A 19,265-nucleotide genomic window follows, 5' to 3' on the forward strand; every position below is an offset into this window, starting at 1 on the left:
GGGTAGCGGCATATCGTTTCAAGTACTTGTCGGCATGGGCAGGGGCCCGTTCAGCGCTGCACGGACGCACATACCCGCCCAGGCCCTTCGCCACGAGAACGACAAGACCGAAGCAGCGCCGGCCCGCCGTCTTCGGGGACCCGGCGCCACGCTCGCCGGCCCGGAAACGACGCGCCCGTTTCCGAAGGGGCAGGTGATATGACCCCCACCCGAGTCGGGCTCTACAACCCCGCCTTCGAGCACGACGCCTGCGGTGTCGCGATGGTGGTCGACATGCACGGCCGGGCCCGCCGCGACATCGTCGAGAAGGCCATCACCGCCCTGGTCAACCTCGACCACCGCGGCGCCGCCGGCGCCGAACCGCACAGCGGTGACGGCGCGGGCATCATGATCGGTGTCCCCGACACGTTCCTGCGCGCGGTGCTCGACTTCGACCTGCCGCCGGCCGGCAGCTACGCCACCGGCATCGCGTTTCTGCCGCAGTCCGCCAAGGACGCCGCCACCGCCTGCGAGGCGGTGGAGAAGATCGTCGAAGCCGAAGGATTGGCGGTACTCGGCTGGCGCGAGGTGCCCGTCGACGACTCGTCGCTGGGGGCGTTGGCCCGCGACGCCATGCCGACGTTGCGGCAACTGTTCCTGGCCGGCGCCGACGGCATGACGCTGGAACGGCGCGCCTATGTGATCCGCAAACGCGCCGAACACGAACTGGGCAGCAAGGGCCCCGGCCAGGACGGGCCGGGACGCGAGACGGTGTATTTCCCCAGCCTTTCCGGCCGCACCCTGGTCTACAAGGGGATGTTGACCACCCCGCAGCTCAAGGCGTTCTACCTCGATCTGCAGGATGAGCGGCTGACCAGCCCGCTGGGGATCGTGCATTCGCGCTTCTCCACCAACACCTTTCCGTCCTGGCCGCTGGCCCACCCGTTCCGGCTGGTCGCCCACAACGGTGAGATCAACACCGTCACCGGCAACGAGAACTGGATGCGGGCCCGCGAGGCGCTGATCAAGACCGACGTGTTCGGCTCGCCCGCCGACGTGGAGAAACTCTTCCCGATCTGCACCCCCGGCGCCTCGGACACCGCCCGCTTCGACGAGGTGCTCGAACTGCTGCACCTGGGCGGGCGCAGCCTGCCGCACGCCGTGCTGATGATGATCCCCGAGGCGTGGGAGCGCGACGAGACGATGGACCCGGCGCGGCGGGCCTTCTACGAGTACCACGACTCGCTGATGGAACCGTGGGACGGCCCGGCCTCCATCACCTTCACCGACGGCACCCTGGTGGGCGCGGTGCTCGACCGTAACGGCCTGCGCCCCTCCCGGATCTGGGTCACCGCCGACGATCTGGTGGTGATGGCCTCGGAATCCGGTGTGCTGGATCTGGATCCGGCCATCGTGGTACGACGGCTGCGGCTGCAGCCCGGCCGGATGTTCCTGGTCGACACCGCCGCCGGCCGCATCGTCGCCGACGAAGAGATCAAGGCCGAGCTGGCCGCCGAGCAGCCGTACCAGGAGTGGGTGCAGCGTGGTCTGATCCCGCTGGACTCGTTGCCGGTCGGTGACTACCAGCGCATGCCGCACCACCGGATCGTGCTGCGCCAGCACATGTTCGGCTACACCTACGAAGAGCTGAACCTGCTGGTCGCCCCGATGGCGCGCAGCGGCGCCGAGCCGATCGGCTCGATGGGCACCGACACCCCCATCGCGGTGCTCTCCGCACGCCCGCGCATGCTTTTCGACTACTTCCAGCAGATGTTCGCCCAGGTCACCAACCCGCCGCTGGACGCGATCCGCGAGGAAGTGGTCACCAGCCTGCAGGGCGCGCTCGGTCCCGAGGGTGATCTGCTCAGCCCCGATGAGGCCTCCTGCTACCAGATCGTGTTGCCCCAACCGATCCTGCGCAACCACGAGCTGGCCAAGCTGATCAACCTCGACCCGGCGACCGAGATCAACGGCAGGCAGGTGGGTCTGCGCACCGAGATCATCCGCTGCCTCTACCCGGTCGCCGACGGCGGCGTCGGACTGCGCGCCGCCCTCGACGACGTGCGGGCCCGGGTGTCGGCGGCGATCGACGCCGGTGCGCGCATCCTCGTGGTCTCCGACCGGGAATCCGACGAAACCCTCGCGCCCATCCCGTCGCTGCTGGCGGTCGCCGCGGTGCACCACCACCTGGTGCGTACCCGCTCCCGCACCCAGGTCGGGCTGGTCGTGGAATCCGGCGACGCCCGCGAAGTGCACCACATGGCCGCGCTGCTGGGCTTCGGGGCGGCCGCCATCAACCCCTACATGGCCTTCGAGTCGATCGAGGACATGCTCGACCGCGGCGTCATCGCCGACCTGGTCCGCGAACACGCCCTGGCCAACTACGTCAAGGCCGCCGGCAAGGGCGTGCTGAAAGTGATGTCGAAGATGGGCATCTCGACGCGGGCCTCCTACACCGGCGCGCAACTGTTCCAGCCGGTCGGCATCGCCCAGGACCTGCTCGACGAGTACTTCACCGGGCTGAGCTGCCCGATCGGCGGCATCACCCTCGACGACATCGCCAGCGACGTCGCCGCGCGCCACCGGTTGGCCTTCCTGGACCGGCCCGCCGAACGGGCCCACCGCGAACTCGAGGTCGGCGGCGAATACCAGTGGCGCCGTGAAGGCGAGTACCACCTGTTCAACCCGGACACGGTGTTCAAGCTCCAGCACTCCACCCGCACCGGCCAGTACTCGATCTTCAAGGAATACACCGCCTTCGTCGACGACCAGAGCGAGCGGCTGGCGACGCTGCGCGGCCTGCTGAAGTTTCAGACCGGGCTGCGCCCACCGGTACCGCTGGAGGAGGTGGAACCGGCCAGTGAGATCGTCAAACGGTTCTCCACCGGTGCGATGAGCTACGGCTCGATCTCCGCCGAAGCCCACGAGACGCTGGCGATCGCGATGAACCGGCTCGGCGGGCGGTCCAACTCCGGTGAGGGTGGGGAGCACCCCGACCGCTTCGTGCCGGACGCCAACGGCGACTGGCGGCGCAGCAGCATCAAGCAGGTCGCCTCCGGCCGGTTCGGGGTGACCAGCGACTACCTGACCAACTGCACCGACATCCAGATCAAGATGGCTCAGGGCGCCAAACCGGGTGAGGGCGGCCAGCTTCCGGGCAACAAGGTGTACCCCTGGATCGCCGAGGTGCGGCACTCCACGCCGGGCGTGGGGTTGATCTCCCCACCGCCGCACCACGACATCTACTCCATCGAGGACCTCGCCCAGCTGATCTACGACCTGAAGAACGCCAACCCGGCCGCCCGGGTCCACGTCAAACTGGTCGCCGAGAACGGCGTCGGCACCATCGCCGCAGGGGTGTCCAAGGCGCACGCCGACGTGGTGCTGATCTCCGGTCACGACGGCGGCACCGGGGCCGCGCCGATGACGTCGCTCAAACACGCCGGCGGGCCGTGGGAGCTCGGACTGGCCGAGACCCAGCAGACCCTGCTGCTCAACGGATTGCGCGACCGCATCGTGGTCCAGGTCGACGGCCAGCTCAAGACCGGCCGCGACGTGATGATCGCCATGCTGCTCGGCGCCGAGGAGTTCGGGTTCGCGACCGCGCCGCTGGTGGTCTCCGGCTGCATCATGATGCGGGTCTGCCATCTCGACACCTGCCCGGTCGGGGTGGCCACGCAGAACCCGGTGCTGCGACGGCGGTTCACCGGTCAGCCGGAGTTCGTGGAGAACTTCTTCCTGTTCATCGCCGAAGAGGTCCGTGAACTGATGGCCCAGTTGGGGTTCCGCACCGTCAACGAAGCCGTCGGCCAGGTCGGCGCGTTGGATGCGACCCTGGCCCGCGCGCACTGGAAGGCCCATAAACTCGACCTGACACCGGTGCTGCACGCCCCGGAGTCGGCGTTCATGAACCAGGACCTGTACTGCAGCTCCCAACAGGACCACGGCCTGGACAAGGCCCTGGACCAGCAGTTGATCGTGATGTGCCGGGAAGCGCTCGACACCGGCACACCGGTGCGCTTCACCACCGCCATCTCCAACGTCAACCGCACCGTGGGCACCCTGTTGGGCCATGAGGTCACCAAAACCTACGGCGCCCGAGGCCTGCCCGACTCGACGATCGACATCACCTTCGACGGCTCGGCCGGCAACAGCTTCGGCGCCTTCCTGCCCGCGGGCATCACCTTGCGCATCCGCGGCGACGCCAACGACTACATCGGCAAGGGCCTGTCCGGCGGCCGCATCGTGGTGCGGCCCTCCGCCCAGGCGCCTGCGGACTACCGGGCCGAGGAGAACATCATCGGCGGCAACGTGGTGTTGTTCGGCGCCACCAGCGGCCAGGCGTTCCTGCGCGGGGTGGTGGGGGAGCGCTTCGCGGTGCGCAACTCCGGTGCGCACGCGGTGGTCGAAGGGGTCGGCGACCACGGCTGCGAGTACATGACCGGCGGCAAGGTGGTGATCCTGGGCCCCACCGGACGCAACTTCGCCGCCGGCATGTCCGGCGGCGTCGCCTTCGTCTACGACCCGCACGGGCGGCTGCCGGCGAAGCTCAACACCGAGATGGTGGAGATCGAAGCCCTCGACGACGCCGACCGGACCTGGTTGCGCGACATGGTGTCCGCGCACGTCGAGGCGACCGACTCCGCGGTCGGGCGGCAGATCCTCGACGCCTGGGACCGCGAGAGCGGCCACTTCGCCAAGGTCATGCCGCGCGACTTCAAACGGGTGCTGGAGGCGATCGCGGAAGCCGAACGCGCAGGCACCGATCCCGACGAGGCGATCATGGCGGTGGCGCATGGCTGATCCCCAGGGTTTTCTCAAGCACACCCGGCGTGAACTCCCCAACCGCAGGCCGGTGGACATCCGGCTGCGCGACTGGAACGAGATCTACGAGCCGTTTTCGGAGCAGACGCTGCGCGACCAGGCCAGCCGCTGCATGGACTGCGGGATCCCGTTCTGCCACAACGGGTGCCCGCTGGGCAACCTGATCCCGGAGTGGAACGACCTGGTGCGGACCGGGCGCTGGCGGGAAGCCAGCGAGCGGTTGCACGCCACCAACAACTTCCCCGACTTCACCGGCCGGCTCTGCCCGGCGCCCTGCGAAACCTCCTGCGTGCTCGGCATCAACCAGGAGCCGGTGACCATCAAGCAGGTCGAGTTCGAGATCATCGAACGCGCCTTCGCCGAGGGTTGGGTGCAGCCGGTGGTGCCGACCACCCGCACCGGACGCAGCGTCGCCGTGATCGGGTCGGGGCCGGCCGGGCTGGCCGCCGCCCAGCAGCTCACCCGCGCCGGGCACGCGGTCACGGTCTTCGAGCGCGCCGACCGGATCGGCGGGCTGCTGCGCTACGGCATCCCCGAGTTCAAGATGGAAAAACGCATCATCGACCGGCGCCTCGAGCAGATGCGCGCCGAGGGCACCGAGTTCCGCGCCGGCGTCGACGTCGGCACCGACCTGACCGCCGCGGAGCTGCGCGCCCAGTTCGACGCCGTCGTGCTCGCCGGTGGCGCCACGCTGTGGCGGGATCTGCCGATCCGCGGCCGCGAGCTCTACGGCATCCATCAGGCGATGGAGTACCTGCCGTGGTCCAACCGGGTGCAACAGGGCGACGACGTCCTGGGCCCCGACGGCGAGCCGCCGATCACCGCCAAGGGCAAGAGCGTCATCATCATCGGCGGCGGGGATACCGGCGCGGACTGCCTGGGCACCGCGCACCGGCAGGGGGCGGTCGCGGTGCACCAGTTCGAGATCATGCCGCGCCCGCCGGACACCCGCGACGCCTCCACGCCGTGGCCGACCTACCCGCTGATGTACCGGGTCAGCGCCGCGCACGAGGAAGGCGGCGACCGGCTCTTCGCGGTCAACACCGAGGAGTTCACCGGCCGCGACGGCCGCGTCACCGGCCTGCGCGCCCACGAGGTGACGTCGCGGGCCGGGAAGTTCGAGAAGGTGGACGGCACCGACTTCGAACTGGATGCGGACCTGGTGTTGTTGGCGATGGGCTTCGTCGGGCCCGAGCGCACCCGGTTGCTCACCGATCTGGGGGTCGAGTTCACCGATCGCGGCAACGTGGCCCGCGACCGCGACTACGCGACCTCGGTGCCCGGCGTCTTCGTCGCCGGGGACATGGGGCGCGGGCAGTCGCTGATCGTGTGGGCCATCGCCGAGGGGCGGGCCGCGGCCGCCGGTGTCGACCGTTACCTGGCCGGGGACACGGCGCTGCCGGCACCGATCAAACCCACCGACGTCGCGCAGCGCTGACCGGCAGGATGCGAGCGAAAAGATTGCTGGCGATGCGATCCGGTGTTCCGATGCGGGTGACGGTGGCATGGGTCCTCGCCCGGTGTCCTGCTGTGAACAGGGGAAACCCACCGCATCGCGCCGTCTTAAAGTAACATGCGTCACAATAGAAACAGATGAGGCGTTCTCCGGCGAGTCTCGATCTGTTTGCCAGGAGTTCAGTGTCTAATGGCGCTGTGTGGGCCTTCCGGTAGTCGGGGACCCGGTTCAGCCAGTTCGATCGCAGGAGTGATCATGGTGTACGCCAACCCGGTAATCCGTTTTCGTCGCGCGCGCGTCGCGTGGTCGCTGCTCCGTCACCCGGTCAAGAGTCGGGAGTTCCCGGCCAAGCATGAGCGCCTGGTGACCGCCGACGACCTGCTGCGCTTCGGCGTGGTGAGCTAACCGCTCGGAAGCGCGCTGGGATAGGCGCGCCCGGCGGGTGGGCCCGGCCTTGCCGCCGGTCGCGACACAGAAGCTATGCAGGCGACACGCCGAGCGAGGCCTGCGTCAGTTCTGTCTCGCGGAGTGAGGAGCGGCGCGCGGAGCGGTGGCCTCGGGCGGCGGGCGAGCGGCGGCCTCGGGCGGAGAGCGGAGCGGCGGCCTCGCGGGATGAGCGCCGGGCGGGCCGGCGCGGGCCGGTCACTAGACTCGGGGTGTGCACGCTGACCTCGGTATCGACACCCTGCTGACGCTGCTGGCCGCCGGCCTGATCTTCCTGCTCGCGCTGGTGTTGGGCGTGTGGAAATACCAGCAGATGATGGCCTCGGAGAACCGGCTGGCACACCCCTACGTCGACATCGCCCACCGGGCGGCGCTGCTCTACTCGTTCGCCACGCTGCTGCTCGCCCCGTTCGTCGAACTCAGCGCCTGGCCCACGTGGGTCAACCTGACCGCCGCGGCGGTGGTGGTGTACTTCTTCCTCACCGCCATCGGCAGCTACATCTACCACGGCGCCCGGCGCGACACGACCAACCAGTTCGAGCGCGCCGGCGTCCTGCTGCGCGCCGGGATGGTGCTGCTGATCCTCGGCGAGATCGGCGGCTTCGCCGTCCTGCTGGCCGGATTTATTGCGGGCCAGTTGGTTTGAGCGCCGCCGCGGGCGTCTCCCCGTAGATACTGGTCACCCAGATGTGGGCCAGGGTGTCCACCAGCTGCTCGTGGTCGACCGCCGGTTTCTCATCGGCGAGGGTGGCGATCATGGTGCGCTCGTTCATCTGGTTGAGCGCGGTGGACAGGCTCAGCGCCGCGATGGTGTCCGGCGCCGCGCCGCGGGCGCGCTCGGCGGTGATCATCGCGGCGGTCTGCTCGATCCACTTGCCCATGTAGTCCTGCCACATGGCGCGGAACTCCGGGCTGGTGGCCAGCGCCTCGGTCCCGGCCCGCGCGACCGCGCGATGCGAGCCGAACGCGGTGAAGAAGGCCTTGATGCCGCTGCGCCACATCCCCCGCGGGTCGGTGGGCAGCCGCTGCACCGCGCCGTCGAACTCCGAGTCGGCGCGCGCGATCATCGGCTCCAGCAGCGACAGCAGCACCGCGTCCTTGGACTTGAAATAGAAGTAGAAGGTGGGCCGGGAGATGCCCGCGCCGCGGGCCAGGTCGTCCACCGAGATCTCGGCCAGCGGTCGCTCGGCCAGCAACCGTTCGGCGGTGGTCAGGATCGCCGCCTCCCGGTCGTCGCCGGAGGGGCGCGAGGTGCGGCGCCCGTGGGTGCGCGCGTGGTTGGCGGTGGTCACCCCGCACACTTTACACGCCGTCGAGTTACTCAACAGGGTGTTGACGGGATCGACATGCCGTTGATAGCCTGGCGCCATGACCGAACACTTCGACGTTGTGATCGTCGGCGCCGGCATCTCCGGCATCAGCGCCGCCTGGCACCTGCAGGAACGCTGCCCGACCAAGAGTTACGTGGTCCTGGAGCGGCGCGAGCACCTCGGTGGCACCTGGGATTTGTTCAAGTACCCGGGTATCCGGTCCGACTCCGACATGTTCACCCTCGGGTTCCGGTTCAAGCCGTGGACCTCGGCCAAGGGCATCGCCCAGGGCTCGGCGATCTGGGACTACATCAACGAAGCCGCCGTGGAGAACGGCATCGACAAGCACATTCGTTACCGGCAGAAGGTGGTCGCCGCCGACTGGTCCGACACCGACAACCGGTGGACGGTGACCATCGACGAGGCCGGCGAGCAGAAGGCCGTCACCGCGTCGTTCCTGTTCGCCTGCAGCGGCTACTACAACTACGACGAGGGCTACAGCCCGACCTTCGAGGGCGCCGAGGACTTCGAGGGCACCATCATCCACCCGCAGCACTGGCCCGAGGACCTCGACTACCAGGGTAAGAAGATTGTGGTGATCGGGTCCGGCGCCACCGCGGTGACCCTCATCCCGGCGCTGGCCAACACCGGCGCGGGTCATCTGACCATGCTGCAGCGCTCGCCGACCTACATCGGGTCGCTGCCGGAGGTGGACCCGCTGGCCGTGCAGGCCAACAAGTTCCTGCCGCCCAAGGCCGCCCACGTGGTCAACCGGTGGAAGGCGATCGGGTTCAGCATCGCCCAGTACCAGCTCTCCCGGCGGTTCCCCAAGTACATGCGCAAGACGCTGATGACGATGGCCAAGCGCCGCCTGCCCAAGGGCTACGACGTGGACAAGCACTTCGGTCCGCGCTACAACCCGTGGGACGAGCGGCTCTGCCTGGCGCCCGACGGTGACCTGTTCCGCACCATCCGGCAGGGCAAGGCCGACGTCGTCACCGACACCATCGACCGGTTCACCAAGACCGGGATTCGGTTGGCCTCCGGCGAGGAGCTCGCCGCCGACATCATCATCACCGCGACCGGGCTGAACCTGCAGCTGTTCGGCGGCGCGGAGATCTACCGCAACGGCGAGCCGATCGAGCTCAGCGACACCATGGCCTACAAGGGCATGATGCTCACCGAGATGCCCAACATGGCGTTCACCATCGGCTACACCAACGCGTCCTGGACGCTGAAGGCCGACCTGGTCTCGGAGTTCGTCTGCCGGGTGCTCAACTACATGGACGTCCACGGCTTCGACACGGTGGTGCCGATGCACCCGGGCAACTCGGTCGACGAGCGCCCGCTGATGGACTTCACCCCGGGCTACGTGTTGCGGGCGCTGGACTACCTGCCCAAGGCGGGCTCACGCACCCCGTGGCGGCTCAAGCAGAACTACCTGTTCGACGTGCGGCTGATCCGCTACGGCAAGGTCGACGACGAGCCGCTGCACTTCACCAAACACCGCGTGCGCCAAGCGGTCTGACCGCGCGGGCGCTGCTCAGGTGCTGCTCAGGCGACGCCTGCTCAGGTGACGACGATGCCGTCGTCGTCGCTGAAGACGGTCTCCCCAGGTGCGAACGTCACACCGCCGAAGCTGACCTCGACGTCGCGCTCGCCGGCGCCGGTCTTGGAACTCTTCCGCGGGTTGGTGCCCAGGGCCTTGATTCCGATCGACAGCGTGCGCAGCACAGCCGAGTCGCGCACCGCGCCGTGCACGATCAGCCCGGCCCAACCGTTGGACCGCGCCAGGTCCGCGATGAGGTCGCCGACCAGCGCGGTGTGCACCGAGGCGGCACCGTCGACCACCAGCACCCGGCCCTCCCCGGGCTCGCCGAGCACCGACTTCAGCAGCGCGTTGTCCTGAAAGCACCGCACCGTGCTGATCGGGCCGGCGAAGGTCGAGACCCCGCCGAACTGACGGAACTGCACGTCGCAGCTGCGGACCTCCGGCCCGATGTCATCGACCAGATCGGCGGTGGGCCGGAACTCGGTCGTCACGGCGTCAGTCGTCGCCGCGCACCAGCCGGCGCACCACCAGCACGGCCAGCAGGCTCAAGACGGCGGCGACAGCGAGCGGGATCAGTGGCGGCCCGGCTTCCGGTGCCGGTGCGGGCGCCGGTGCGGGAACCGGGTTCTTGGCGGTGTCCACCGTCGACTTCGCCTGAGCCGCGGCTTGTTTGGCACCATCGGCGAGCTGGCGCGAACCGTTGGTGGCCTCCGCGGCCTTGGCCGGGGCCTTCTTGGCCGGAGCGCTCTCGGCCGGTGCCTTCTTCGCGGCGGCCTTCTTCGCCGGTGCCTTCTTGGCGGGGGCCTTCTTGGCCGGAGCGTCCTTCGCCGGTGCCTTCTTCGCCGCGGCTTTCTTGCCCGGTGCCTTCTTGGCCGGCGCGTCGGAGGCCTCCTCGGCCGACGGTGGTTCCGGCTTCTTGGCGGGATCCGGCGGCATCGACAGCCCGCCCGGCGGCGGTGTCGTGTCCGGCTTGTCTTCGGGCCGATCCGGGGAGTCTGCCATCGGGCCGCTCCTTCGCAGTTTCTCGTCGCCTACACCAGCAGCGGTACCCATCATGCCAGCACCACCGATGACGCCCTACGTCTGGCGTCGCCGCATGCTCCACGCCAGGCCGGCGGCGACGATCACCACCGCACCCACGACGAACGGCCAGACCGGCATCTCCTCCGGCTCCCCGGCGGCGTGGCTGCCGACCGGCGGGCCGGGCTCGCCGGTCCCGGCCACCGTCAGCTCAAAGGCCCACGACCCCGACACCGGGTGCCCATCGGCGGAGGTCACCCGGTAGTTGACGGTGTAGCGGCCGACCGGTCCGAGCGGGCGCAGCGCGATGCTGACCACCGGCCCGTCCACCGCCGGCTCACCGGTCGACCAGAGCCGCTCGTCGGGCCCGACCACGGTCATCTGCGCATAGGCGCTCTGCAGGCGTTCGTTGAAGGTCGCGCTCACCCGCTCCGGCCCCTCGGCGAGCTGGGCGTTCTCTACCGGATCGGTGCTCATCAGCTGCGAGTGGGCCGAGGCCGTCGCGGCCGGTAGCGCCATCAACAGCAGCAACGCCAGCCCGAGCGCGGCCAGCTTCGCGGTGGCCGCCCGCATGCCCGCCGCCCTCATGCCCGCCGCCGAGCCATGGCGACACCGATCGCGACCGCACCGAGCAACAGCGCCGCACCGCCGAGAACCCGGGCGGTGCTGTCGGCGGCGTGGACCGGGTTCGACGGGTGGGTGCCGACCTCCACCGAATGCTGCCCGGTGTGATCGGGTGACCCGGTCACCAGCGACAGCGTCGGTGCGGGGTGCTCGGGCTCGGTGCCCTCGGCCGCGGGCTCCTGATCCCAGTCGACCCGGGTGCCGTCGGCGTAGACCTGCACGGTCGGGAAACTCACCGTGTCGGCGTCGGGCAGTGCCATCGAGACGCGGAACAGCCCGAACTGCTCGGCGGGGATGCCGCCGTCGGCCGCCGCGGTGAAGGTCACCTTCCCGACGGTGCCGGCCTCGACATCGCGGTCGAGGTCGACCGACCAGCCGGGCACCGCCTCGGTACGCACCGCCGCGGCATCCGGCAGCGTGATGATCAGCTGGGTGGTCGCCGCGCCGGTGGTCGACTCGTTGGGGACCGCGAAGGTGACGGTCGCGTACCCGCCGCGGACCGGGTTCTCGCTGTTGGCGGTGACGTGTGCGGCGGCGGGCGCGATGCCGACGGTGGCGCCGAGCAGCGCCGCGGCGACCGTGGACATCAGGACCCGGCGCAGCGGGCGGATGTGGACCATGTGACTGGGTACTTCCTGTCTCGAGGGGTCAGGGCAGGCCGAGCCGGGCCATCAGGTCGGCATCGATGCCGTCGAGCTGCTCGGCGATGGCGTTGTGTGCGTCCCGGCGGCGCTGGGCCGGCATGGTCTCCGCGGCGCTGACCGCCGCGGACAGGTCGACCAGGCGCTCGTTGATCGCGGCGGCGAACTTCTTGGTCTCGGGGTCCTTCGGGCGGTGTTCCTGCACAGTGTGCAGCGTCTTCTCCGCTCCCGCGATGCGCGCCGACAGCTCCGCTCCGTGCCCGGAGAACCGGCCGACCTGGGCCAACGGCACCCCGAGGCGGTCCGCGCGGCGCTCGTCGAGCAGCCCGCGGACGGTGGTGGCGGCCCGGTAGGCCAGCGGCACCAGCACCGGGGCCAACAGCCGGGCCACCGTCAACAGGCGCCGGATCCGCACCGGAGAGAGGACGCGACCCTCACGGACGGCCTTGAGCCGCGTCTCGGCCGCCTTCTGCACCGCGCGGTCACTGTCGCGCTGCGCCTTCAGTTGCGCCTTGAGCGCCTTGGCCTCGGCTTTCTGGGCGGATTTGAACCGACGGACCTCGTTCTTGGCCGCCAGCCTGGCTTCCAGCTTCGCGCGGGCCTTGATCGCGCGCGCCTCGGCGCGACGCTCGGAGCGGCTCTTGCGCTTGCGGAACAGGCCCACGGTCGCCTCCCGGTGTGTTGTGCCCGATCGCGGCCAGCCGGGCCGGATCGCTCCGCCAACCCTATCGGGTGGCGCCGGACGGTTAGGCCTCCTGTTGCTCTTTGCGATGCAACTCGGTGGCCTGCTGCAGCAGATCCTGCTGGGCTTCCGCCGACAGGTCCGCCACCAGCGTGGCGATGCGCCGGACCGTCTCGTTGCGGGCGGTCGCCAGCCAGGTCAGTTCCCGGTCGATCTTCGCGTAGTACTCGTCGTCGGTGAAGAACGCCGGTTTGATCCGGAAGAAGTTGGCCAGCGCCGCCATCGTCGTCGCCGACGGGTTGGTGCGGTTGCCCGAGCGCAGCTGGGACAGGTACGGCGCCGACATCGTGATGCCTTCGGACTTCAGGGCCGCGATGACCTCGGCCGAGGTGTGGGGTCCCCGCCCGGGGGGATAGACCGTATCGAACAGGCGGTTCAGGCGAGCAGCGAATGTCGTGCTCATCGGGGGGGACCTCCAACCCGGGCGGAACAGAACGACGCGATACGCGCAGCGATTTGCTGACCATCGTAGCGACCGTGCTGCTCACAGCCAAGAGCGAACTAAACCGGCGCTGGTGCCGGTGGGACGCGAACGGCCCCAGGCCTTCGTCACCCGGCGGCGACGGCGGCCGAACCCGCTAAACGTACGACGTACACCAGGGTAAACACCCGGTTTCGGGTTGCGGCGCGGTTTTCGTATCGGCGGGTGCGAGCAGCGGCGAACGGCTCTCGGCGCACGCGAGCTAGCTGCCGAGATTCTTATCTGAGTGATTGGTGAGTTTGCTATCTATGACGGCTGAGGGATCGTGCGGTTCCCGAAGCGACGGTGGCGCCGCGGGGGTCCGGCGGCGTCGCGCCAGGGCGACGATCGAAACGGCGAGCACCGCCACCGTGATCGCGACGACCGCCAGCCCGGGCGCCCCGAGCACCCGGTCGAACAGCATCCACAGCCCAAAGACCAGGAACAGCAGCCCGGCCAGCACATGCAGCAGTCGCTCGGGCAACCGGCGATGCAACACCGTGCCGACCACGATCGCCACCGCGTCGGCCACCACCATCCCGACCGTCGCACCGATCCAGACCCCGGCCCAGTTATGGTCGGCGGCCAGGGCGACCGTCGCGAGCATGGTCTTGTCGCCCAGCTCGGCGAGGACGAACGAGGAGACCACCGCGAAGAGCACGAACCGCGGGGCCCGGGGCGTGGGGGCGTCGTCGGGGCTGCTCTGACCTTCCCGCCAGGTCCAGGCGGCGAACCCGAAGAACGCGACCGCGGCCGCCGCGGCGATCGGTCGGTCAGGCAGGGTCGCGCCCAGGAAGTGCCCCACCGCCACCGAGATGCCATGGACCAGGCCGGCGGCGACCGCCACCCCGCTGAGCACCACCCACCACCGGTAGCGCAGCGCATAGGTCATCGTGATCAGCTGCGACTTGTCCCCGAGCTCGGCCAGGAAAACCACGCCGAGGCTGACGAGGATCGCGGTGGACATCGACGGGAATCCTTTCGACGCGGCACCGGTGGCCGCGTGTCCGGCGCGACGCCCGGTGATCGGTCGAAGGTCTCGCCCACCGCCGGGAACGCGGTTCGCCGGCCGGGCTGTGCGCCAGTGTGTCGACACGACGATTGGGGGCTACTCCCCTTCGGTTATCGATGCCAGGCTAGCCGTCCGGCGCCGGGTGCGCCAACGCGGCGACCAAGTTCGGACCGCCGCAACTTTTGGTGTGGGCGACGGCGAAAACACTTGGCGCGGGCCGGAATCCTCGCTGTCACCGATCGTTTCGAAATACCACCGGAAAGACGACGATGCGGGTGCCGCCGACAGGCGGCACCCGCATCGTTCGGGGTGGGGCAGATCGGATCAGCCGAAGATCAGACCCTGGCCCTTCGAGGTCGCCGCGGCGAACCGGGACTGCACGTCCGCCCAGTTCACGACGTTCCAGAAGGCCTTGACGTAGTCGGCCTTGACGTTCTTGTACTGCAGGTAGAAGGCGTGCTCCCACATGTCGACCTGCAGCAGCGGAATGATGCCCAGCGGCACGTTGGCCTGCTGGTCGTAGAGCTGGAAGGTGAGCAGCTTCTGGCCGAGAGTGTCATAGCCGAGCACCGCCCAACCCGACCCCTGCAGTCCGTTGGCGGCAGCGGTGAACTGGGCGCGGAACTTGTCGAACGACCCGAAGGCGTCGTCGATGGCGGCGGCCAGCTCGCCGGTCGGCTTGTCACCGCCGTTGGGGGACAGGTTCTTCCACCAGATCGTGTGGTTGACGTGGCCACCGAGGTGGAAGGCGAGGTTCTTCTCGTTGAGGAAGATCGCCGCGTGGTCGTCGTTGGCGCGGGCCTCCTCGAGCTTCTCCAGCGCCGAGTTCACGCCCTTGACGTAGGCGGCGTGGTGCTTACTGTGATGAATCTCGTTGATCTGGCCGGAGATATGAGGCTCGAGCGCTCCGTAGTCATAGTCCAAGTCGGGCAGGGTGTATTCAGCCACCGGAGTCCTTCCTTCCGTCTACGCAAATCTTGAGTTGTTGATTCTGCGTGCACGGTTCAACCGCGCCGCATCCCCAGCCTAGTCACGACTGTGGGCGCCCGGCAGGCCCGGGAACCAGATTGGGCGGGCATCCGCCGCTGCCCCTGCCGACCGTCAGAGCAGCACCAGCAGCGTGAACAGGATCAGCAGCACCAGCGCGATCAAGCCGGCCCGCAGGCCCGCCATCAAATAGGAGCGGTTGCACGTCGCCGGGTTGGTGTGCCCGTACCGCGTCGCGCCGGACGCCATCCCGGCGGTCAACCCGTACGGCGCCGGGCGCGGCGACCCCGATCCCATTGGTTGTGATGCCATATACAGCCCTGACCTCGACATTCAACGATGCTCGACGCGTTTCTCGGTGAGATGAATCACAGCACTGCTGTGACAGTCATCATAGCGGTTTGAGGTTTAGGTAGCGAAGTCGGTGGCTTCGTCCGGCGGGCGAGATGAGAACCACTAGCGATTTCGCTCGAAACCGCGACGCGCCGGTACCCGGAACAGTCGCGTCGGCGGCGTGTTGTCCACAGGTGCAGCCCACGGACCGGCATCGAGCGCGGGCGATAGCGCCCCGGCGCGCACAACGCCCTGTGGATAACCCTGTGGAAACTGTGGATACCGGAAAGTAGCTGTCGTCGCCGCCGCGGTGTGCGCGCCCGCCGCCCCGGGCAACTCCCGCTACGCTGAGGCGGTGATCCAGCGGTGTTCTCAGTGCGGTACGCGCTGGAACGTGCGTGACCGGCAGCGGCAGTGGTGCCCGCGGTGCCGGGGGGCGCTGCTGCCGCCGCGTGCCGAGCCACCGGCCCCGCCGCCGCGCGCCCGCGCCCCACGGGTGCCGGCCGGCTACCGGTGGATCGCGGTGCGTCCGGGAGCGCCGCCCGCTCGCCGGCCGCGCCGCGCACCACGCGGGCCGACCCCGCGCTACGCGGTCATCCCACGCTGGGGACTGACCGACCGAATCGACCCCGCCGCCGCCGAGCCGGTGGCCGAGCGGCCGCAGAATCCCGCGACGGTGCGCCGCGCCCTGCAGATCAGTCAAGGGGTGCTCGCCCTTGCCGCCGGCGTCTACCTGCTGCAATACGCACTGCTGATCCTCAACCGGGGCAAGCTTTTTCACCCGGCGGTGGCGATCGGCGAGATGGTGCTGGCGGTCTTGGCCAGTGCGGCTGCCCTGACGGCGATCATCGTCACCGCGCTGCTGCTCACCGGGTGGCTGATCGCCCGCCGGCGCGCGGCCTTCGATGCGCTCGACCGGCCGGAGACCCGCTCGCGGCGGGCGCTGCGCGCCGGCTGTCTGGTGCCGCTGGCCAACCTGTTCTGGGCACCGGTCTATGTCACCGAGTTGGCCGAACTCGAGCAGCGGCAGGACCGGCTGCGCAAGCCCATCCGCCGGTGGTGGCTCGCCTGGATCGCCGCGACCGGCATGGCCATCTTCGCCACGCTCACCCGCTGGGTGACCGACGCCCAGGGCATCGGCAACAACACCGTGGCCATGGTGGTGGCCTACGTCCTGGGTTGGGTCGCGCTGCGGGGCACCGCCGCGGTCTTCGACGGCTTCGAGCGCAGCACCGCGGTCGGGCCCGCCCACCGCTGGGTGGTGGTGGGATCGGATCGGCCCGGCGCGGTTGAGCCGGTGGACGACGAACCGGCAGCATAGAAGCTATGGACACGGGCGGGCATCCCTACGTCGTCGCCCATCGGGGTGCCTCGTTCCACCGGCCCGAACACACGCTGGCCGCCTACGACCTGGCCCTGCAGGAAGGCGCCGACGGCGTGGAATGCGACGTGCGGCTGACCCGCGACGGCCATCTGGTCTGCGTGCACGACCGGCGGGTGGACCGCACCTCCAACGGCGTCGGCCCGGTCAGCACGATGACCCTGGCCCAGTTGCGCGACCTCGACTACGGGACCTGGCACAGCGCCAGCGCCGCGAAGGACGCGGAGGGCATCGGGCACACCGGTCTGCTGACCTTGGATGCGCTGGTCGGGCTGGTGTTGGACTGGCGCCGGCCGGTCAAGCTGTTCATCGAGACCAAACACCCGGTGCGCTACGGCGCGCAGGTGGAGAACGCCCTGCTGGCGCTGCTGCATCGGTTCAGCATCGCCACCCCGGCCTCGGCGGGTCACTCCCGTGCGGTGGTGATGTCGTTCTCGGCGTCGGCGTTGTGGCGGGTCCGGCGGGCCGCGCCGTTGCTCCCGACGGTGTTGTTGGGCAAAGCGTACCGCTACCTCAGCGGCGGCGCCCCGACGACGGTCGGTGCCACCGCGATCGGGCCGTCGATCGCCACGCTGCGCAGTCACCCGGAGTTGGTCGACCGGGCCGCCGCTCAGGGCCGCGCCCTGTATTGCTGGACGGTGGATCGCTTCGACGACGTCCGGTTCTGCCGGGAGGTGGGGGTGGCCTGGCTGGCCACCCACCACCCCGGCCAGGTCAAAGCCTGGCTGCGCGACGGGTTGCCGACCGGCGGTTAGAGTCGCCCGCCGGCGGCGCGGGGCGCACCGGATTCGGCCGGGGCCGATCCGACCTCGCGGGCCAGGTAGTTCTCCAGGTCGAACAGGTTGGAGCCGGCCCGTTCGGCGATCCGCAACAGCGTGCTCATCAGGGCTTCCTCCTCGACCTGCTCCTTGAGGAACCACTGCATGAACTGCTCGCCGAGGTAATCGCTCTCGTCGCGGGCCGCTGCCGCCAGTCGGGTGACCTGCTCGGTGACGGTGCGCTCGAGCGAGAGGGTCAGTGCCAGCGCGTCGCGCGCGGAGTCGAAGTGGTTGCGCACGGTGTCGGTGCCGGGGATCTCCACCGGAGCATCGCGGTCGAGCAGATACCGCACCATCATCATCGCGTGGTTGCGCTCTTCCAGCGCCTGCGCATAGAAGAACTTCGCCAATTGCGGCAGGTCTTCCCCGTCAAAATAAATGGCGACAGCGACATATTGCTGCGACGCCGTGAATTCATGCTGAATCTGTTCTTGGAGAAGTGCGTGGAATTTCGTTTTGTGAGAATCGTGATCGTTCATGGTTCCAAGGTTATCGCAGGTCAGCGCCGTTGTCATGGAAGGTCTGCCTTACTCAGCCAAGGTTTGCCTAAATAAAGGAAGGCTTGGTTGATCGCATTGTTCGCAGGTGTTTGCGCTATTTTTAGTGCCGCACAAAAGGCCAACAGCGGTCAGGGCTGGCTGTCGAGTACGTCGGCGGGCAGCGGCGAATCGCTGCGCAACGCCTCGAACAGCTGCGCGGCCGCGCCCTGGTCCCAGACCACCACCGCGCCGGAGTCGCCGACGGTGAACTCGCCGATGGGCACGGTCGCCGTCGCGGTGGCCCCGCGTAGCGCCCAGGCCAGCCGTGCCAGATCCCAGACCCGGTCGCCGTCGTCGACGGTGAGGGCAGCGACGGCGGCGCGCGGCACCGTGGCCCAGCGCCAGGGGTTGAGCAGCACGGCGGGGCTGGCCGCCCGGTGCAGCAGGGCGCTGAGAAACATCCGCTGGTCGACCATCCGGTCCAGATCGGCGCGGGGGGTGGCGCGGGTGCGCACGTAGCCGAGCGCTGCCGCCCCGTCGAGTTGCTGGCAGCCGGCCGGCAGGTCGATCCCGGCCAGCGGGTCGGTCATCGGCTCGGACAGGCACATGGTGACCCCGCCGAGCGCGTCGACCAGTCCCGCGAACCCACCGAACCCGACCTCGAGGTAGTGCTGCACGCGCAGGCCGGTGGCCTGCTCGACGGTGCGCACCAGCAGCGGCGCGCCGCCCATCGAATAGGCGGCGTTGACCTTGTCCTCGCCGTAGTCGGGGATCGGGAGGTAGGAGTCGCGCGGGATCGAGACGACGGTGGCGGGCGTTGACGATCCCCACCGCGGCAGGTGGACCAGCAGGATCGTGTCGGTGCGGCCGTCGCCGAGGTCGCCGCCGGTGGCGAGGCTGCCCTGCTGCTCGGCGGAGAGCTGCTGGCGGCTGTCGGACCCGACCAGCAGCCAGGTGGTGCCCGATCCGGCCGCCGGACGATCGGGGTAGTCGGTCAGGGCGGCGATGCGGTGCAGCGCGTTGTCGACCCAGATGCCTGCGCCGATGACCCCGGCAGCGGCCAGCACGGTGAGCACCAGCACCGCGGTGCCCAGCCGCCGGCCCCAGCGGGCTTTGCGCCGCGGTGGGCGGCGGGTGGGTGCCGCCGCGGGCGGTGGTGCCGGTGCGCGGCGGTGGTCGAGTTGCCGACCGATCGGCCGTGGT

General features: G+C 69.4%; 19 protein-coding genes. 7 read left to right on the forward strand and 12 right to left on the reverse strand.

The window, feature by feature from the left end:
• The first annotated feature begins 198 nt into the window (after nucleotides 1-198).
• From gltB to A5643_RS10785, 4 genes are all read left to right on the forward strand, one after another.
• On the forward strand, nucleotides 199-4,782 hold the full coding sequence (gltB, locus tag A5643_RS10775; protein WP_066854792.1) for a glutamate synthase large subunit: 4,584 nt from the start codon (nucleotides 199-201) through the stop codon (nucleotides 4,780-4,782).
• Nucleotides 4,775-6,241 (forward strand): glutamate synthase subunit beta, encoded by a 1,467-nt coding sequence (locus tag A5643_RS10780; RefSeq protein ID WP_066854795.1) that lies wholly within the window; start codon nucleotides 4,775-4,777, stop codon nucleotides 6,239-6,241. Before gltB ends, A5643_RS10780 begins: the two co-directional genes overlap by 8 nt.
• Nucleotides 6,242-6,514: 273 nt before the next feature.
• Nucleotides 6,515-6,664 (forward strand): hypothetical protein, encoded by a 150-nt coding sequence (locus tag A5643_RS18460; RefSeq protein WP_197497705.1) that lies wholly within the window; start codon nucleotides 6,515-6,517, stop codon nucleotides 6,662-6,664.
• Nucleotides 6,665-6,917: 253 nt separating this feature from the next.
• Complete coding sequence (locus A5643_RS10785) at nucleotides 6,918-7,349, forward strand: hypothetical protein (RefSeq protein WP_066854797.1); 432 nt, start codon at nucleotides 6,918-6,920, stop codon at nucleotides 7,347-7,349.
• Here A5643_RS10785 and A5643_RS10790 read toward each other — a convergent pair.
• Nucleotides 7,327-7,995 carry a TetR/AcrR family transcriptional regulator gene (locus A5643_RS10790; protein WP_066854799.1) on the reverse strand — a complete coding sequence of 223 codons (669 nt, stop codon included), beginning with the start codon at nucleotides 7,993-7,995 and terminating at the stop codon, nucleotides 7,327-7,329. The genes A5643_RS10785 and A5643_RS10790 overlap by 23 nt on opposite strands.
• 76 nt (nucleotides 7,996-8,071) lie before the next feature.
• Between A5643_RS10790 and A5643_RS10795 the strand changes: the two genes are divergently transcribed.
• Nucleotides 8,072-9,541, forward strand: a complete 1,470-nt coding sequence (locus tag A5643_RS10795; protein ID WP_066854802.1) for a flavin-containing monooxygenase — start codon at nucleotides 8,072-8,074, stop codon at nucleotides 9,539-9,541.
• Nucleotides 9,542-9,582: 41 nt separating this feature from the next.
• On the opposite strand, the gene rraA is transcribed toward A5643_RS10795, so the two are convergent.
• The 9 genes from rraA to A5643_RS10840 form a co-directional block, all read right to left on the reverse strand.
• The gene (gene rraA / locus A5643_RS10800) at nucleotides 9,583-10,056 is read right to left on the reverse strand and encodes a ribonuclease E activity regulator RraA (protein ID WP_066854805.1); all 474 of its coding nucleotides are present in this window, start codon (nucleotides 10,054-10,056) and stop codon (nucleotides 9,583-9,585) included.
• A 4-nt stretch (nucleotides 10,057-10,060) separates the two neighbouring features.
• On the reverse strand, nucleotides 10,061-10,567 hold the full coding sequence (locus A5643_RS10805) for a hypothetical protein (protein ID WP_066854808.1): 507 nt from the start codon (nucleotides 10,565-10,567) through the stop codon (nucleotides 10,061-10,063).
• 75 nt (nucleotides 10,568-10,642) lie between these two features.
• Nucleotides 10,643-11,173, reverse strand: coding sequence for a copper resistance CopC family protein (locus tag A5643_RS10810; protein WP_502686235.1), 531 nt, complete (start codon nucleotides 11,171-11,173; stop codon nucleotides 10,643-10,645).
• Nucleotides 11,170-11,829, reverse strand: coding sequence for a YcnI family copper-binding membrane protein (locus A5643_RS10815; protein WP_066854814.1), 660 nt, complete (start codon nucleotides 11,827-11,829; stop codon nucleotides 11,170-11,172). The genes A5643_RS10810 and A5643_RS10815 overlap by 4 nt, the downstream gene beginning before the upstream one ends.
• A 28-nt stretch (nucleotides 11,830-11,857) precedes the next feature.
• Nucleotides 11,858-12,514, reverse strand: coding sequence for a DUF6474 family protein (locus A5643_RS10820; RefSeq protein ID WP_066854817.1), 657 nt, complete (start codon nucleotides 12,512-12,514; stop codon nucleotides 11,858-11,860).
• Nucleotides 12,515-12,596: 82 nt separating this feature from the next.
• Nucleotides 12,597-12,995, reverse strand: coding sequence for a secretion protein EspR (locus tag A5643_RS10825; protein ID WP_066854820.1), 399 nt, complete (start codon nucleotides 12,993-12,995; stop codon nucleotides 12,597-12,599).
• Nucleotides 12,996-13,275: 280 nt separating this feature from the next.
• Nucleotides 13,276-14,019, reverse strand: coding sequence for a TMEM165/GDT1 family protein (locus A5643_RS10830; RefSeq protein ID WP_066854823.1), 744 nt, complete (start codon nucleotides 14,017-14,019; stop codon nucleotides 13,276-13,278).
• A gap of 369 nt (nucleotides 14,020-14,388) precedes the next feature.
• Nucleotides 14,389-15,012, reverse strand: coding sequence for a superoxide dismutase (locus A5643_RS10835; protein ID WP_066854826.1), 624 nt, complete (start codon nucleotides 15,010-15,012; stop codon nucleotides 14,389-14,391).
• Between the two features lie 153 nt (nucleotides 15,013-15,165).
• On the reverse strand, nucleotides 15,166-15,363 hold the full coding sequence (locus tag A5643_RS10840) for a hypothetical protein (RefSeq protein ID WP_156628756.1): 198 nt from the start codon (nucleotides 15,361-15,363) through the stop codon (nucleotides 15,166-15,168).
• Nucleotides 15,364-15,739: 376 nt separating this feature from the next.
• On the opposite strand from A5643_RS10840, the gene A5643_RS10845 reads away from it, so the two are divergent.
• Nucleotides 15,740-16,705 carry a DUF4328 domain-containing protein gene (locus A5643_RS10845; RefSeq protein ID WP_066854841.1) on the forward strand — a complete coding sequence of 322 codons (966 nt, stop codon included), beginning with the start codon at nucleotides 15,740-15,742 and terminating at the stop codon, nucleotides 16,703-16,705.
• Nucleotides 16,706-16,710: 5 nt separating this feature from the next.
• The gene (locus A5643_RS10850) at nucleotides 16,711-17,520 is read left to right on the forward strand and encodes a glycerophosphodiester phosphodiesterase (protein ID WP_066854832.1); all 810 of its coding nucleotides are present in this window, start codon (nucleotides 16,711-16,713) and stop codon (nucleotides 17,518-17,520) included.
• On the opposite strand, the gene A5643_RS10855 is transcribed toward A5643_RS10850, so the two are convergent.
• Nucleotides 17,517-18,062 (reverse strand): ferritin, encoded by a 546-nt coding sequence (locus A5643_RS10855; RefSeq protein ID WP_066854835.1) that lies wholly within the window; start codon nucleotides 18,060-18,062, stop codon nucleotides 17,517-17,519. The two genes, A5643_RS10850 and A5643_RS10855, sit on opposite strands and share 4 nt — an antisense overlap.
• A gap of 149 nt (nucleotides 18,063-18,211) precedes the next feature.
• A complete protein-coding gene (locus tag A5643_RS10860; RefSeq protein ID WP_082948890.1) occupies nucleotides 18,212-19,255 on the reverse strand; it encodes an LCP family protein in 1,044 nt (347 codons plus the stop codon).
• Nucleotides 19,256-19,265: the final 10 nt, after the last annotated feature.

The sequence above is a fragment of the Mycobacterium sp. 1274756.6 genome (assembly GCF_001668625.1).
GTDB lineage: Bacteria > Actinomycetota > Actinomycetes > Mycobacteriales > Mycobacteriaceae > Mycobacterium.